A 14,732-nucleotide genomic window follows, 5' to 3' on the forward strand; every position below is an offset into this window, starting at 1 on the left:
GGAAATCCTTCTGCTGGTATCTACGGGACATTGATCAAAAGTTGTTCTTCGGAGCCGGTATGGGGAACTTGCTGCCACACACCGTCAAAAAGCCATGCTGAAATCTGTTCGGCCATCACGCTATGACTGGGTTTCGTCGGTGACGTTGGGGTCTTCAGCCAGAGTTCTCCGGCTGTGCGGACCAGTCCGATGGCGGCGGTGGGCCAGTACCCCAATAAGGGCGAGTCTGATCCTCCTAGAAGATCGCGCAAAGGCTCGCTAATCATCAGGGTCACTGCGTCAAAAAAGCCGGTGAGTGCACCCGTGGGGAGGGAGCCTGCATCGGAGGTAACGGTGACAAAGGTATAGACGTTGGGGGAAGTCTGCGCCATTTGCAGGTATGCGGTGACCATATTGACAAGGCCCTCGCGCGGGGTCCTTGCCGTCATGCCAGCCGCGAGGATTGCGTCTTGCATTTGGCCTATAACTACTTTTCCGACAGCCAATTGGAGCCCCGCCTTGTCCCCAAAATACCTATAGAACACAGACTTCGAGGTGCCAGCATTTACGGCAATATCCTCCATGGACGCTTCGAAACCAAGATGGTGCACGGCCCTGCGGGCTGCCCTGATGAGATCACGGCGGCGTTCCTCGCGGTGAGCTTCCCACCGTGAGGATCGGCCGTCCACGGTTGAGCTCGGCGCGGTCTCGTCGTTCATTCTCATGCCGCGCGAAGGAGAGGTCTCGCAATTGCGGCCAGCGTAAGCCTTGGGCGTCTGGTCTTGCTGTGACAGCTCCGCAGGAGTAGGTAACATGTTCACGATACCCAGCGTATCAGGTACGCTGGGTATCAGTTATATTGGCCTCAATCCAAGGAGAAAAGCCCATGAGTACACCCACGGCAGAGAATAGCTATACCCCCACGGTCCGCAACGCGGTCATCGTTGGCGGGAATAGGATCCCATTTGCCAGATCAGGTGGAGCATACTCACACTCTTCAAACCAGGACATGCTGACAGCTGCATTGGATGGACTTGTGGCTCGTTTTGGATTGCAGGAAGCCGTCATTGGCGAGGTTGCCGCGGGCGCCGTGCTCAAGCATTCCCGCGACTTCAATCTCACGCGTGAAGCCGTGCTCGGTTCGGCCTTGTCCTCGCAGACTCCGGCCTATGACCTTCAGCAGGCTTGTGCGACCGGGATGGAAGCCGTTATTGGCCTATCAAACAAGATCAAGCTCGGACAGATTGAATCTGCGATCGCAGGCGGGGTTGACTCCGCCTCAGATGCGCCAATCGCCGTCAGCGAGGGTCTTCGTTCAGTTTTGTTGGATCTGAACCGGGCTAAGACTGTCATGGACAAAGTCAAAATTGCCGCTCGGATTCGGCCCAAGGACCTCTCTCCTGATGCTCCGTCTACTGGCGAGCCGCGAACGGGTCTTTCGATGGGTGAACACCAAGCGCTGACTACTGCCCAGTGGAAGATTAGCCGCGAAGATCAAGACAAGCTGGCATTGGCTAGCCACAAGAATCTTGCAGCTGCCTACGATCGACACTTTTTTGACGATCTCTTGACTCCCTACCGCGGGTTGAGCCGGGACTCAAATCTGCGTGCCGACTCCAGCATGGAGAAACTTGCCAAGCTAAAGCCCGCCTTTGGCCGGAATCTAGGCGAGGGTGCCACGATGACAGCGGGGAACTCCACACCGCTGACCGATGGTGCGTCCACCGTTTTGCTCGCATCCGAAGCTTGGGCACAGGCCCACGATCTACCGATGCTCGCGAATGTTGTTGACGGCGAGGCGGGAGCAGTGGACTTCGTGCACGGCAAGGACGGTCTTTTGATGGCACCAGCATTCGCAGTACCTCGCCTGCTTGCTCGAAACCAGCTGACCCTGGCGGACATCGATTACTTCGAAATCCACGAGGCGTTTGCTGGCACAGTACTTAGCACGCTGGCAGCATGGGAAGACGAGGAATTCGGTAAGGAACGGCTCGGGCTATCAGGTGCGTACGGAACCGTGGATCGAGCGAAATTGAATGTTAATGGCTCCTCTTTGGCGGCGGGTCATCCGTTCGCAGCAACGGGTGGTCGTCTTGTTGCCACGCTGGCAAAGATGCTCCACGAACGCGGGCACGTGGATGGTCGCCCTGCCCGCGGCATCATCTCCGTCTGCGCCGCTGGTGGTCAGGGCGTCGTAGCACTTCTAGAAGCGAGGTAGAAGCGATGACTGCACAGAAGAGTGCCCAAATAGACAAATACACCCAGTTCGTAAGTCGGGGGTTCGGCAAAGACCTCGCCAAACGATTAGGCCTCCCACAGCCAGCCATTTTGCGCCGGTACAGTCCAGGGGCTCCTCTCGTGGAAGGCCCTGTGCTAGTGGTGGGCCACACTTCTGGCGCTGATTCCGTTGCAAGTGTCCTGTTGAGCTGGGGCTTGGATGTACGCCGGCATGCTACGCCGAAGGAAAAGTTGGGCGCAATCGTCCTAGTCCTTGATGAGCTGGCTCATCCGGACCAACTTTCCGCACCTCTGCTTGTTGCCGGGGCATCCGTTCGGGATTTAGCGCGCAACGCGCGCGTGGTGAGCATTTCCCGCGAAGCAATTGCCTCAGACGTCCCGGAGATGGCTGCTGCTCGTAACAGTATTGATGGGATTGTTCGCTCCCTCGCCAAGGAGCTTCGCGCGGGGGCTACCGCCAACGGCATTGTGCTCGCCAACGGCACTGGTGCCGCTGACCCCAGCCCTGTCTCGGCCATGCGCTTTTTTCTCTCGGGGCGTTCAGCGTTCGTTGATGGGCAATTCTTGAGGGCGTCCGGGGAAGGCAGTACCGAGCTTGTTGACTGGGATCGACCGCTGAAAGGCAGGGTCGCCGTCGTAACGGGTGCCGCCCGCGGTATTGGTGCCGCCATTGCCCGGACTCTTGCCCGCGATGGAGCACAGGTAATTGTGGTGGATGTGCCCGGTGCTGGGGACCACTTGGCTAGCGTTGCTAATGAAATCCACGGGACTGCACTGCAGCTGGATATTACTGTGACGGAAGCTGGCGCGCGCATTTTGGACCACGCTACACAGCGGTACGGTCGCTTAGACATCGTGGTGCATAACGCTGGAATTACCCGGGACAAGCTGCTGGCGAATATGGATGCGTCCAAATGGGACTCAGTTATCGCCGTGAACATCAGCGCCCAATTGCGCATGAATCAAGCGTTTCTCGCCAGTAGTCACTTCACAACACATCCGCGGATCATTAGCGTGGCATCTACTAGCGGAATCGCTGGCAATCGTGGCCAGACCAACTACGCAGCTTCCAAGGCAGGGGTTATTGGTATGGTCCGTTCAACGGCGCCGTTGCTGGCAGAGCGAGGCGGCACTGTCAACGCCGTCGCCCCGGGCTTCATTGAAACGGATATGACTGCGAAGATCCCGTTTGCAACCAGGGAAATCGCTAGAAGGCTTAACAGTCTCCAGCAGGGCGGAAGGCCCTCGGATGTCGCGGAAGCCATTGCGTACTTTGCCAGTGAGGCTTCATCCGGAGTCAGTGCCAACGTATTGCGTATCTGTGGTCAGAATTTGGTCGGAGCTTAGTCGTGGATCAATATCTGAACGAGATGCCTCTTTTGTCCAAGCTTTATCTCAATGCGGCGTCCTCAGCCGCAAAACAGCGTCTCCTTCGGGCCACACCAGTAGTGGCGCTACCCTCCCGCGCGGTGGAGGTTCGGGGGGTCAAGGCCGATCTAAAGAAGTTGACGGAATTCGCTCATCTTATGGGCATGCCAGCACGTGATGTCTTGCCATCGGGATACATTCACGCGCTCACATTTCCCGCAGCCATGAGTGTGATGGTTCAGGACGACTTTCCCCTGCCGCTGCTGGGAATGATCCACTTGTCCAATCAGGTGGACCACTTTGCGCCGGTGCACTTTGAGCAAAGCCTCACTGTCCGAGCATGGGCGCGAAACCTGACTGGACACCGAAGTGGTACACAAGTCCAGATTGTGGTGGAAGTCCTTAGCGATTCTGGACTAGAGCTCTTGTGGCGTGGGGTCTCCACGTATCTGGCCAAGGGAATATACCTACCCGGTTTAGATAAACCTAACCATCAGTTCGCGTCCGGGGAACGGCCCATGTTCTCGGCGCCGAAGCCTACAGCCCAATGGCACCTCGGGGTAGATACGGGGAGGGCATACGCAGCGGTATCGGGCGATTTCAACCCCATTCACCTCAGCGTAATTTCGGCCAAAGCACTGGGACTGCGTCGCTCGATTGCGCATGGAATGTACGCGGCTTCGCGAGTGCTGGCGGACATTGCAACCCAGAGACCCGACACCTTCAATTGGGAGATTTTCTTTGAGTCTCCGATGTTTCTTCCTGCGACGGTTTCTCTACATATAGCTGACGTAGTAGCTGATGACGGTGGCTGGGCGAAATCAGAATTCACTGCATGGAATGCGCATACTGCCAGACCCTATTTCCACGGCTTTGTTGGAGCGGGTCTCTCAACTCGCGCTAGAGAAACGGTTGCATTCGAGTAAGTGACTCCTGGAGCCTAAAAGGTAAAGACTCAGCGATTACTCCACACCCCGTGCCCGCAAGCTACGTCAGCGCTTGCGGGCACCGTCATTGGCGTGATGCATGTCTCACCGTTACTTAGTTGCCCTAAGGAAGTGTTCAACTTATAGTTGTTTGAGGCAACTTTAAGCGGCTCTCTTTCCTGACTGTCGTTATTACCATTTGATTGCACCTTGACGACGGGACAGTATGAAAAGACGATCCACTACGACCGCACCGAACCCAGCGGCCGTGGCGACCAGCGATACAGGCATGACTCACCGTCAAGTGCTTCAGGCCTTGACAGGCCTGCTGGCAGCCTTTTTTACTGCCATTTTGTCGTCCACCATCGTTGCCAATGCGCTGCCGACCATCATGGATCAGCTACATGGAACGCAGACAGACTTTGCTTGGGTGATCACCGCATCCCTGTTGGCTAATGCGGCCACCACACCCATCTGGGGAAAGCTCTCCGACCTCTTCGACAAGAAGTTACTGGTTCAGCTGAGCATCATCATCTTCGTGGCGGGCTCGGTTATGGCGGGGTTCGCAACGACCATCCCGTTCCTTCTGACCGCCCGCGTGGTCCAAGGCATCGCAATGGGCGGCCTGACGGCGTTGGCCCAAGCCATTATCGGCACCATCATTTCCCCGCGTGAGCGAGGAAGGTATTCCGGATATATGGGTGCCGTGATGGCAGTAGGCACCGCAGGTGGCCCGCTTCTGGGCGGATACATCGTGGATAGCCCGCTCGGATGGCGCTGGACGTTCTTTGTTTGCGTACCCCTCGCGGTGGTTTCTTTGATTCTGCTTCAGGTGACGCTCCACATTGAACATATTCCCCGCCCCGTCAAAGTTGACTGGGCAGGTTCTCTGCTCCTAGCTTCCGGCGTCAGTTTGATCCTGATCTGGGTCTCCTTTGCTGGACAAGCTGGCTATTACGACTGGATATCGCTTCAATCAGCGCTCATGGTGGGTGGCACCATCGTCTTGCTCAGTGCACTGATCCTGGTGGAAACCAAGGTCTCCGCCCCGATCATTCCGCTTAAGATCATCCTGACTCGGACTCCTGCGCTGGCCATCATCGCATCGGTCAGCGTCGGTGTTGCCATGTTCGCGTCGTCCACGTATTTGGGCCAGTATTACCAGGTATCCCGTGGGGCCACCCCCACACAGGCTGGATTGCTTACCTTGCCCATGATTGCAGGCAATTTGATCGGTGCTGTTTTCTCCGGTCTTATGGTGACCCGTTTCGGAAAATGGAAGCGTTTCCTAGTAGGCGGGGCCGTCCTGCTCATCATCGGGCTTGGCCTATCAGGGACCATAAGTCACGAAACGAACCTCATCCTCGTTGGCTCCTACACGTTCATCTTTGGCTTGGGGTTGGGCATGATGATGCAAAACCTCGTCCTTGCAGTGCAGAACACCGTCGCCGTAAAAGACATTGGCTCGGCGTCGGGAGCCGTTGCATTCTTCCGTACGGTGGGTGGGGCCGCAGGCGTGGCTGTTTTGGGCGCCGTCATGGGTACCCGCGTTTCCAGCTTGATCTCCGAAGGCCTGGCGAAGATCGGCGTGAATCCTAGCGGCAAGTCAGCAGCAACCATGGACTTGACCAGCCTGCCGGAGCCGGTGAAGATCATTGTTCGGGCAGCCTATGGTGACGGTGCTGCCTTGATCTTCATGATCAGCGCCGTCATTTGCGTCGTTGCGCTCATCGCGGTCTTGCTCATGAAGGAAATTCCACTACGCCGCACCATTGACATCGTCAGTACCAAACCGAACGACGCCGCACCGGAGACTGCCGCTGAAATAGCGGGGGAGTGCGTTGAGGCGTTTGCGGAGGCAGTCGTCGGCGGTTCAGAACCGGCGCGGCAACAAGTCCGCTAGATTGAAGTCTTCTTCTCACATCGCCTCTTGGGATGCAACGTGGGAAGAAGACGTTTAGGGCGGGATTCTCGAACCCTATACCGAGAACGTTCTCTCATCGTCGTGATGACTCCCGGCTCTGCGCATCCGGCGGTGTTGATACAAGAGGATGCCACGAGCATGAGTACCAGTAAGGCACTTGGGAACAGCCCTACCCAAACGCCCTGAACGAGAAGGGCGACGTTAGCCCGAAGCAACTGCGCCAGCTGGCGCGCCGTAGCTGATTCCACGGAGGAGTCTCGTAAGCTCGTATGTTCCGTGGCTACTCGGCACCGGGCCTCGAGGATATCGAGAAGAACAGTGGGATCTGAGGAGTACGAAATGTCTGTTGTGATTGCTGGCTGTGGTGACCTTGGAACTGAGACCGGGTTGCGGCTAGCTTCTCTGGGCCACAGGGTGATAGGACTTCGGCGCTCAGCGCAGAAACTTCCAGCCGAAATCGAAGGTCAGGCTATTGATCTCTCCTTCGAGGTTCCGACCCTGCCGGCCGACACCGCCATCGTGGTGATAGCCATGAGCCCTGATGAGCGCAGCGTGGACGGTTATCGAGCGGCATACGTTAAGAGCGTTCTGAATCTCGTCGCTGCAATCCGTAACGACTGCGCTTCGCGACCGCGAGTGCTGTATGTGTCGTCGACAGCGGTCTACGGCATTGACGATGGATCCTGGGTTGACGAGACGACGCCGGCTCGACCGAGTTCGCCGACGGCAGTCGTGTTGCTAGAAGCGGAAGAGACGTTGCTCCAGCATATTCCCGAGGCCACGATTCTGCGCCTTGGCGGTCTTTATGGGCCAGGACGCACTCGGGAAATTGATCGTATACGTCAGGGCGTCGCGACGATCTCTCCCGAGCCTGAATTTACTAGTCGGATGCATCGTGACGATGCCGCAGCAGCCATCGTGCACCTCACGACCATGCAGAATAGACCTGAGACTCTGTATATCGGCGTCGACGAATCACCATCGGATCGCCGCGAAGTCCTTGAATTCTTGGCACGCAGTCTCGACCTGCCAGCACCGGAAGTTGCCAACGATTCCCTGCGCGTGCGGGGTAGCCGCGGCAAACGCTGCCACAACAACCGGCTACTGGAGTCAGGGTTCGTGTTTTCCTACCCTTCCTATCGGGAGGGATACGCGGCCGTTCTCGCTGGTAATGGTGTGCGCCATGCCTAGAAGGCGTAGCGCACCCTGCCGTGATGTTCAGAAGGTGCCTGCATAGAATGTCTGAGGTCGTCAGGGCGCATGTATCGCGCCGGATCCAGGCGACTACCGTGCTGTACGGTATTTACTCGCAGCGGGTGCTGCTATAGGTGGGTTTCTGACAGATTGGCAGGGTTCCGCAATGCTTGCAAATTGCTGGCGCATGGCGGGGCCGCAACCTTGGCTAAATCGTCCTGCACACCGAGGGCACTTGGTCTGTCCCTAATCTGGAAGTTCCAAAGTTTTGATCAGGGCGCTGGCCTCTGCCCTTACCCAGAAAATCTGAGCGGGCATGATCAGACTTTTAGTCTCCCGTTTCATTTCGCCGGAGTACCTTTTTGCGTCTCGTAATTGGTCAGTTCAACCCAACTTAGCCTCCCGGTAACGTGATCCAGGTACGCATCGATTGGAGGCGCTCCTGATCCGAACGCGATTCTGCTTGTTCATGCAGGCTGAAAGTTGAATACGGGAGAATCGTCGAAGGTCATGCGCTAAGGAATCACACTTCCGTCTTCAGCATTCCTCTGCAATGACCGCCTGAAACCGCCCATTTCAATGTCTCGAATAGTCGCATCACCTTCAAGCGCGGGCCAACGGCCAGGCGCGCATCGCTCAGCTAAGAGACAAGGAGACGTTTTGCGGCGGCAGTCACGGAGAAAGCTCCAGAATGGCCACTCAGAGTGATGTGTTCCGCGGTCAATGTCCAAGGGATTCGATCATCCTTGCGAGTTGGTGAAAGTAGTCGCGGAAGTGGGTGAGTTGTGCGCAACCCTCGTCAGAGAGGGCAAGATACTTCCGCTGCGGACCAGCCGTTGATTCCCTCCACTCGTGTGTGGGGGAGCCCTTCGCGACGGAGTCGATTGAGTAACGGGTGCAACGTCCCATCCTGCACCGGAAACTCGGCATCGCGAAGAATCTGAGCAATCTCTCCCGCCTAACTAGTCTCACCCTCAAGAGCAGCCAACACCACAGGTTCCAACATCCTCCGACGTAACGCAGCAAACTTTGGCTCCATGCAGGTGCCGTAACACAAACAGGTACCTGCACGGAAGCGAGATTGCGGCCCCAAGTGGAACCCTCTGCGGGAAAGCCGGCGTCATTGGGTGAAGAGGTGAAGGAGCCGTTGAAAAATGCGGACCTCATTCCATCCGGTTGTCGCGGGCGTAGGCTTCCACGTCGGCAAAGAATCATTCGTCCTGAATACCGATTGAGAGCGAGCTGCGGCTGTCGTTTTAGGTGACTCAATGTCGATGCCGTTGACGTTCCACATCTTCCAAAGGCCTCTTTGGCCGTGCCACGGAATGGTGGGCTCGCCGTGTGGGTCCATGAGTTGACTGAGTATGGCCTCGAAGCGTTGGGTTGCCTCTGAGTTTGGTGATGCTGAATCCATCCGGAGATCTAAATGGATCGCTTCTATGAGGCCGCCCAATTCCCGTGATGTGGCGATGATGGGAGGGCCGCCGTCCCTTGTTTCTAGTTGCAGGTGATCCGCGGCATCACCTGCAATGTTGGTGTTCGCGGGAAACTGTTGTCTATGGCTCCACCCCAGACGCTTGAATACGGCCGCCCTCTGCCTTAACTTTTGGACCAGGGGTAGCGGGTCAGTTCTTCAACTAGGGCTACGACGGCGGCCGACTGCGGGGTTTCGTTAAGGAACCGTTCTCGGGATGTCATCCCGCCACGGTATGCCGAAACTCGGCCCATCACCAGAGGCCCAGTAGATATCGACCAAATGCGGGGCATGCCTGTGAACATATCCGCCAGGTAACGTTCACCGGGCGAAGCAAGCTCGTCGGAGTTTCAGTCGCTGAATGCATACCAGCAAATATCGTTGCGGCGGGTTTGGTCTTCCAGGACGAGGTCGTAAAGACTGTCGGGAATTTGTCGTCGCTGCCAGTCGCGCTCAGCCTGGCCCGCCTCATGTTCCTTTCCTCGAGGAGCCGTGACCTGAACCGCTTTGATGGCGTAGGCCGCGGCTCCGAGATCGTGTTCAGGAACGTGAGCAACGCAGGCCGCTTGACCCGCGGCGTACGCCGCAAAGCGCGCAGCGCCCCTCAAAGGGCGCGCAGCGCCCATGGCCTGCCCGCCGATCGCACGGGTGTACATCATCTTTTCTTGGCCGCGAGCCCACGCTCGTGCCGCTTCAATCGCCTCACGAGGTCGGGAGTCCCCTCGGTTCGACTCCTTGAATAAAGGGAGTACATGTTCGGCACAGATGGCCGCCCACACGGCGAGAAGTTGGTGGTCTGTTTCGGAGAGCGTCCCCCCGCGGCGGATGCTCACGAGACGAGGGTCGCGAACAGCGGGGAGGATCATACGGATACTTTAGTCCGTCAGGAGGCTTGCCGCGTCCGGAGGCTGCGGGGATACCGGGCCCTGTTTATCTGTGAGTCGAGCGTATCTGCGGCTGGCGGCCAATATTGGTCCCTCTGGCTGACCGCGGTGGTCGGGCAAGTTCAGTTTCGGGCCAAGATCTTCGATGTTTGCGTAGCTCGTTGCTGGGCAGCCTCAAGTCGGTGGCCCTTACCGTTTCTGGAGTACTTAGCGTGCTTTTGTCGCCGTGGTAACCCGTTGACGGTTCCCATCAGTTGGTGTGTGGAGGCGAAATGACCGTCTCTGGAGATATGGGAAACTCCACTTAGTACACCGGTTGCGGCACTGTATGTGGACGAGAGCTCGAAAGTGGCGGTGATCTGGGCATGACACCATCTTGGGCTGCTAAGTTGGTGCCGTGAGAATGCATAAATTCAGCGAAGTCGATGTTTTTTCCCCAACGCCCTACCTTGGAAACCCCTTGGCAGTCGTCCATGATGCAGACGGGCTAACCGCCGAAGACATGCAACGTTTTGCAAAATGGACCAATCTGGCCGAGACAACGTTCCTTCTGCAACCCGAGGACCCCGTGGCCGATTACGGGGTTCGGATCTTCTCCGCAACCCAAGAGTTTACTTTTGCCGGGCATCCGACCCTGGGCTCGGCCCTTGCCTGGCAGACGGCAGGAGGAGTCCCGAAAATCAACGGTGAAATCGTTCAGGAATGCGGGGCAGGGTTAGTAATAGTACGTGTGGAAAACCAACGGTTTGCTTTCAGGGCTCCACCCATGACTCGTTTTGAACCCGTCGAGGAGTCGTTAGTACACCAAGTCGCCTTGGCATTGGGCATACCCCGAGAACGCATCGTTGACGCCTCCTGGTTAGTCAATGGTCCAGAGTGGATAGGGGTAAGACTACCCAGTGCACACGAAGTGCTTTCGCTACAGTCGGACCCCATGGGCCTGGGGACACTCTCCATTGGAGTGATCGGCCCGTACCTGCCCGGACATGATTCCCAGTTCGAAGTGCGTGCTTTCCTAGGCGGGGATCCGGTGTGGGAAGACCCGGTCACAGGAAGCCTCAACGCGGGGCTGGCTCGGTGGATGTTTGATGCTGCGATAGCGGATAAGAGCTACGTTGCCGCCCAGGGAACTGCCATCGGATACCAGGGGCGGGTTCACGTTTCCATCGAGGGTGATGAAATCTGGGTTGGCGGGAATGTCACTAGCTGCGTCCGTGGTGAAGTCAACATCTAACTGCGTGGTTTCCAGTGAGTTCGTCTTGAAAGCCACGCTGACACTTTCTAAAGGCGACTGCACCGCCTAGATGCGTTCCGCCGGTGGAAGCCTATGCGGGGAAGTTGTTACCACCTTTCGTGTCTTCGGCCTAGCTGTATGCATCCTTGACATGACATCACGTTGTCAGCAACGATGAGCCAACAGGTCAGTGGCTGACGGATCCGGCCAATCCTTACATTTAAGCAATGTCTTGGGGGCAACATGTCGAGCACACAACAAACCACCAAAAGTCCGCTCTATGCTCTTGGACGGCTGGTAGTTATAGTCCTTCTACTCGTCGGCACTTGGTTCACACTTGTGCTGCCACTAGTCTCAATGGTTTTCGGACTCATTGTTCCTGGTGCCATCGCTTTGATTGCCGGAGTTGGCATCATCGTCATAATGCGCCGCTACAGAACTGCTTAGCTATCGCTGGCTCATTCAATGATCTGAAATGACTGCTTTAGATTCGGTACGAGCAATCAAGCACTCTTAGGTCGAACGCTGACTAGGACGGTGGATGGTGCGAACGGTTCCGGACCGCCAATACGGCAATCTTGCGCTCCTGACCGTTGTGACGAAGCCAGTTGTATCGGTCCTTAGCGGCAACGCCGAACCTGATCCATTCACGGTCTGCGAAGGGGGCCGCCACCATTGACCGGCCTCGATAGGATGGTGATCCCGCATGTCAAAGACAAGGACCTCATCGGTGAGGCCTTCAAGGACCTCAAGATAGCGATCTGCAGCATGGTCGATCCTCATATTCGCCCTCGTCCTGTTCATGTTTGGGCTCAGCGTCATGGTGGTAGCGTTCTGGACGCCCATCGATTAATTCTTCGTCAATCGAGCGGACAAGGCAGGAAACATGAGCCTGTTGCTTCCGTACCAGAGCTGACTGTGGCTCGTCCTCCACGCGCAGGCCTTCGCTGCTTTCCTTGCATCCGTGTTCGTCTTCGTCACAATGTGGAAATCGCGGCAGGAGCGCGCCAACCTCAATAGCGGCCGCCGGACATCCAATCAACTGTGCCTACCGACTCAGGAGCATGATCTTGCCCCGGAGGGGAACGGTGCTTGAGACAGGTTATTGCTTTGACAAGTGGTCGACCAGATATGCCAAGGCTTTTAGCGTGAGACGGGGTTGGGCCGCCCGCAGGCATCGTAATGCTGTGACGTTACGGTCTGCTGGATCTGCCCCAGCTTCGTCAAGAACATTCTTTGCCCATTCGTGTGCGGCCGAGGGTGGTCCTGCTAAGTCTGACGAACCGCCAATGATGCTCTGCAATCGCTGTCGACGCCAAAGATGCGTAGGAGCCTGCCCGCTGGGGGACTCTGAGAGGACGGTCAACGTGGTGTTCGGCCGTATCCCGACCGTTGATTCGTGCCAGCAGTTCTTCCTGTCCTGGGTAACTGTGGTCATTGATAACCGGACTGTCATACTTTGTTCATGACAGGCTCCTTTGAATGCACGACTCGGACCAGCATGCCGAAACTGCAGCTTTTCAACCTTGCCCGCAGCATCGATGCGCATAAGGAGTCGATGGCGCAGTCTCGCGAAAAGGCTGTTGGGGGTGTCACGTCAGGTCTCATTTCATTGGGAGAAGAAGTGATATGGCGTGCGTGGCATTTCGGTGTTCCCTTGCGTATGACGAGTCGGATAATGCAGATGGTGGCGCCGGATTATTTCGTAGATGAGCAAGTCCAAGGCCCATTCCGTACTTTTCGCCATGTTCATGAGTTCACCGATGATGCAGATGGAACCACGATGGTTGATCGTATCGAGTTCGCGGCACCCTTCGGCCCGCTGGGGCGCCTTGTTGAGAAGCTGATCCTCGCGGGCTATATACAGAAGCTAATTGAGACGCGGAATCTCCACCTCACCCGGGACTTCAGGGACTGAAGACTACTCTCAAAAAGGGAATCTTGAATGGGATAGGCAAAGCCGTTCTGACGGCACCAGAGCAGTTACACGTATCCAAAGTGTGAAGTGGGTCGGCGCTTCGATCTACGTGCCAGGTAGGCCGGGCTCATGGTCATCTTGGAATATGCGGGTTAGAAGGCCGCGCTTCACGGCGGTCCTGAATCGACGAGACTCAACTTAAGTCCCCGCGAAATGGGGTGCGTGCCTCATTTGAGAAATACTCGCGAAGTCTCTGGCGCATGTGTGGGTGCTTTGGTGTGCTGGTGTGCTGTAAGGGTTGTCATTGTCTGCGCGCAGTGAAATTACGAAGAAGGAAGCCGGCGCCCATGCGACGGCGTTGAAGAAGGCTAAGGGCGAGAAGGTCCGCAACCCTAAGCGCACCATCCCGCGCGCGATCAGGATCGCCCTGGTCATCACCGTCGTCATTTACGCCATCATCGCGGTGACGCTCCTGGCAGCCATCGGACCTGCGGGAGTGGCCGGGAACCCCGCACCCCTGGCAGCGGCCGTAGCGAACGGATCCTGGGCCTGGGCTGCCCCCATCGTCGGCGTGGGTGCGGCAGTAGCCGCACTCGGGTCGTTGCTGGCCCTCATTGCCGGGCTTGGCCGGACCAGCCTGACAATGTCCCGCGAGCATGACCTACCGCACTGGCTAGCCGCCGTACACCCCCGCTACAAAGTCCCGCACCGGGCCGAAGCCGCCTTAGCCGTGGTGATCTGCGCAGTCATAGCCGTCGCAGACCTGCGCGGCGCGATCAGATTTTCTTCCTTTGGCGTGCTCATCTACAACCAAGTGGCCAACATCGCCACTTTCACCCAGCCCACCACGGACCGCCGCTACCCCAAAGCCCTCCAAGTGATCGGGGCACTGGCCTGCGTGGTCCTCGTCGCGACCCTTCCGCCACTATCGGTAGGGCTCGGCATCCTCATGTTCGCCGCCGGCATCATCCTGCGCCTCATCAGGCTGCGCAAAAGCCATCACCCAAACATCCAAGCTCCCTGAGAATGCCCAACGGCGCGGAGCCCGGCAACCAAGCGGCGTCCCAGACAGGTCCCGGTTAAGAACCAACCAAACCAAACCCCGTGAAACACCAACGAATACAGACCACTTGAATAGCGGTCCCTACCAGTAAGCCACCCCTATACGGCGAGCCCAGCACGCGTTCTGGGCTCGCCCGGAACTGGGCGTAGGGTCCTAGGATTCGAGAGTTGAACGAACCTTCCCCGGCGTGGGCTATCACTCCACACACGCACCAAGGTTGTGGCAGGCTGTTCTCGATTTCGTCACAAGCAGCGCCGAACGCCTCCCCGCAACCTAGACCAAACAGCCGATCAGCGACGAACCGGCAGCATTTCTCACCGCGCATGGGCCCACAAAGTGGAGCGCGCGACTGACAATTAGCCCAGCGAGAACCCTCCCGTATCGCCGCGAGTCACACCCTTAGCGTGAATTTCCGAACGAATCATCCCGTTCCTTGGTTCTCAGGAGCCAAAGCTTCCAGCCCGGGATCCCGCACGCGGACGCTTTGAGGTGTGTCAAGGATCTGGGACAGTTCGTTTTGTTTTTACGGG

10 protein-coding genes and 1 pseudogene are annotated in these 14,732 nt (G+C 57.3%); 9 read left to right on the forward strand and 2 right to left on the reverse strand.

What is annotated here, in order from left to right; all coding sequences use genetic code 11:
• Positions 1-20 precede the first annotated feature (20 nt).
• Complete coding sequence (locus tag LOH53_RS14880; protein ID WP_230068555.1) at positions 21-704, reverse strand: TetR/AcrR family transcriptional regulator; 684 nt, start codon at positions 702-704, stop codon at positions 21-23.
• Between the two features lie 161 nt (positions 705-865).
• On the opposite strand from LOH53_RS14880, the gene LOH53_RS14885 reads away from it, so the two are divergent.
• The 5 genes and pseudogenes from LOH53_RS14885 to LOH53_RS14905 all read left to right on the forward strand — a co-directional run bounded on the left by LOH53_RS14885 (position 866) and on the right by LOH53_RS14905 (position 7,626).
• Positions 866-2,197, forward strand: coding sequence for an acetyl-CoA C-acetyltransferase (locus tag LOH53_RS14885; protein ID WP_230068539.1), 1,332 nt, complete (start codon positions 866-868; stop codon positions 2,195-2,197).
• Positions 2,198-2,202: 5 nt separating this feature from the next.
• Entirely contained in the window at positions 2,203-3,564 is a 1,362-nt protein-coding gene (locus LOH53_RS14890; protein WP_230068540.1) for a 3-oxoacyl-ACP reductase, read from the forward strand.
• A 2-nt stretch (positions 3,565-3,566) separates the two neighbouring features.
• Entirely contained in the window at positions 3,567-4,511 is a 945-nt protein-coding gene (locus LOH53_RS14895) for a MaoC family dehydratase (RefSeq protein WP_326832797.1), read from the forward strand.
• A 289-nt stretch (positions 4,512-4,800) separates the two neighbouring features.
• Positions 4,801-6,295: pseudogene (locus tag LOH53_RS14900) on the forward strand (MFS transporter); the annotation flags it as partial.
• A gap of 479 nt (positions 6,296-6,774) precedes the next feature.
• Entirely contained in the window at positions 6,775-7,626 is an 852-nt protein-coding gene (locus tag LOH53_RS14905; RefSeq protein WP_230068541.1) for an SDR family oxidoreductase, read from the forward strand.
• Positions 7,627-9,453: 1,827 nt separating this feature from the next.
• On the opposite strand, the gene LOH53_RS14910 is transcribed toward LOH53_RS14905, so the two are convergent.
• The gene (locus LOH53_RS14910) at positions 9,454-9,969 is read right to left on the reverse strand and encodes a putative immunity protein (protein ID WP_230068542.1); all 516 of its coding nucleotides are present in this window, start codon (positions 9,967-9,969) and stop codon (positions 9,454-9,456) included.
• A gap of 421 nt (positions 9,970-10,390) precedes the next feature.
• Between LOH53_RS14910 and LOH53_RS14915 the strand changes: the two genes are divergently transcribed.
• The 4 genes from LOH53_RS14915 (at position 10,391) to LOH53_RS14930 (ending at position 14,163) form a co-directional block, all read left to right on the forward strand.
• Positions 10,391-11,221: a PhzF family phenazine biosynthesis protein gene (locus LOH53_RS14915; RefSeq protein WP_268251223.1), complete on the forward strand. Its 831-nt coding sequence runs from the start codon at positions 10,391-10,393 to the stop codon at positions 11,219-11,221.
• A gap of 243 nt (positions 11,222-11,464) precedes the next feature.
• Complete coding sequence (locus LOH53_RS14920; protein ID WP_230068544.1) at positions 11,465-11,668, forward strand: hypothetical protein; 204 nt, start codon at positions 11,465-11,467, stop codon at positions 11,666-11,668.
• Between the two features lie 1,018 nt (positions 11,669-12,686).
• Positions 12,687-13,139, forward strand: coding sequence for an SRPBCC family protein (locus tag LOH53_RS14925; RefSeq protein ID WP_230068545.1), 453 nt, complete (start codon positions 12,687-12,689; stop codon positions 13,137-13,139).
• Positions 13,140-13,443: 304 nt separating this feature from the next.
• Complete coding sequence (locus LOH53_RS14930) at positions 13,444-14,163, forward strand: APC family permease (RefSeq protein WP_230068546.1); 720 nt, start codon at positions 13,444-13,446, stop codon at positions 14,161-14,163.
• The last annotated feature ends 569 nt before the right edge of the window (positions 14,164-14,732 follow it).

Source organism: Arthrobacter cryoconiti (assembly GCF_020905375.1).
In the GTDB taxonomy this organism is placed as follows: Bacteria; Actinomycetota; Actinomycetes; order Actinomycetales; family Micrococcaceae; genus Specibacter; species Specibacter cryoconiti.

Bases quoted from the DNA above. Each gene is read 5' to 3' on its own strand.
- LOH53_RS14910 (WP_230068542.1), bottom strand. From the start codon at position 9,969: ATGATCCTCCCCGCTGTTCGCGACCCTCGTCTCGTGAGCATCCGCCGC.
- LOH53_RS14920 (WP_230068544.1), top strand. From the start codon at position 11,465: ATGTCGAGCACACAACAAACCACCAAAAGTCCGCTCTATGCTCTTGGA.
- LOH53_RS14915 (WP_268251223.1), top strand. From the start codon at position 10,391: ATGCATAAATTCAGCGAAGTCGATGTTTTTTCCCCAACGCCCTACCTT.
- LOH53_RS14880 (WP_230068555.1), bottom strand. From the start codon at position 704: ATGAGAATGAACGACGAGACCGCGCCGAGCTCAACCGTGGACGGCCGA.
- LOH53_RS14890 (WP_230068540.1), top strand. From the start codon at position 2,203: ATGACTGCACAGAAGAGTGCCCAAATAGACAAATACACCCAGTTCGTA.
- LOH53_RS14905 (WP_230068541.1), top strand. From the start codon at position 6,775: ATGTCTGTTGTGATTGCTGGCTGTGGTGACCTTGGAACTGAGACCGGG.
- LOH53_RS14885 (WP_230068539.1), top strand. From the start codon at position 866: ATGAGTACACCCACGGCAGAGAATAGCTATACCCCCACGGTCCGCAAC.
- LOH53_RS14925 (WP_230068545.1), top strand. From the start codon at position 12,687: ATGACAGGCTCCTTTGAATGCACGACTCGGACCAGCATGCCGAAACTG.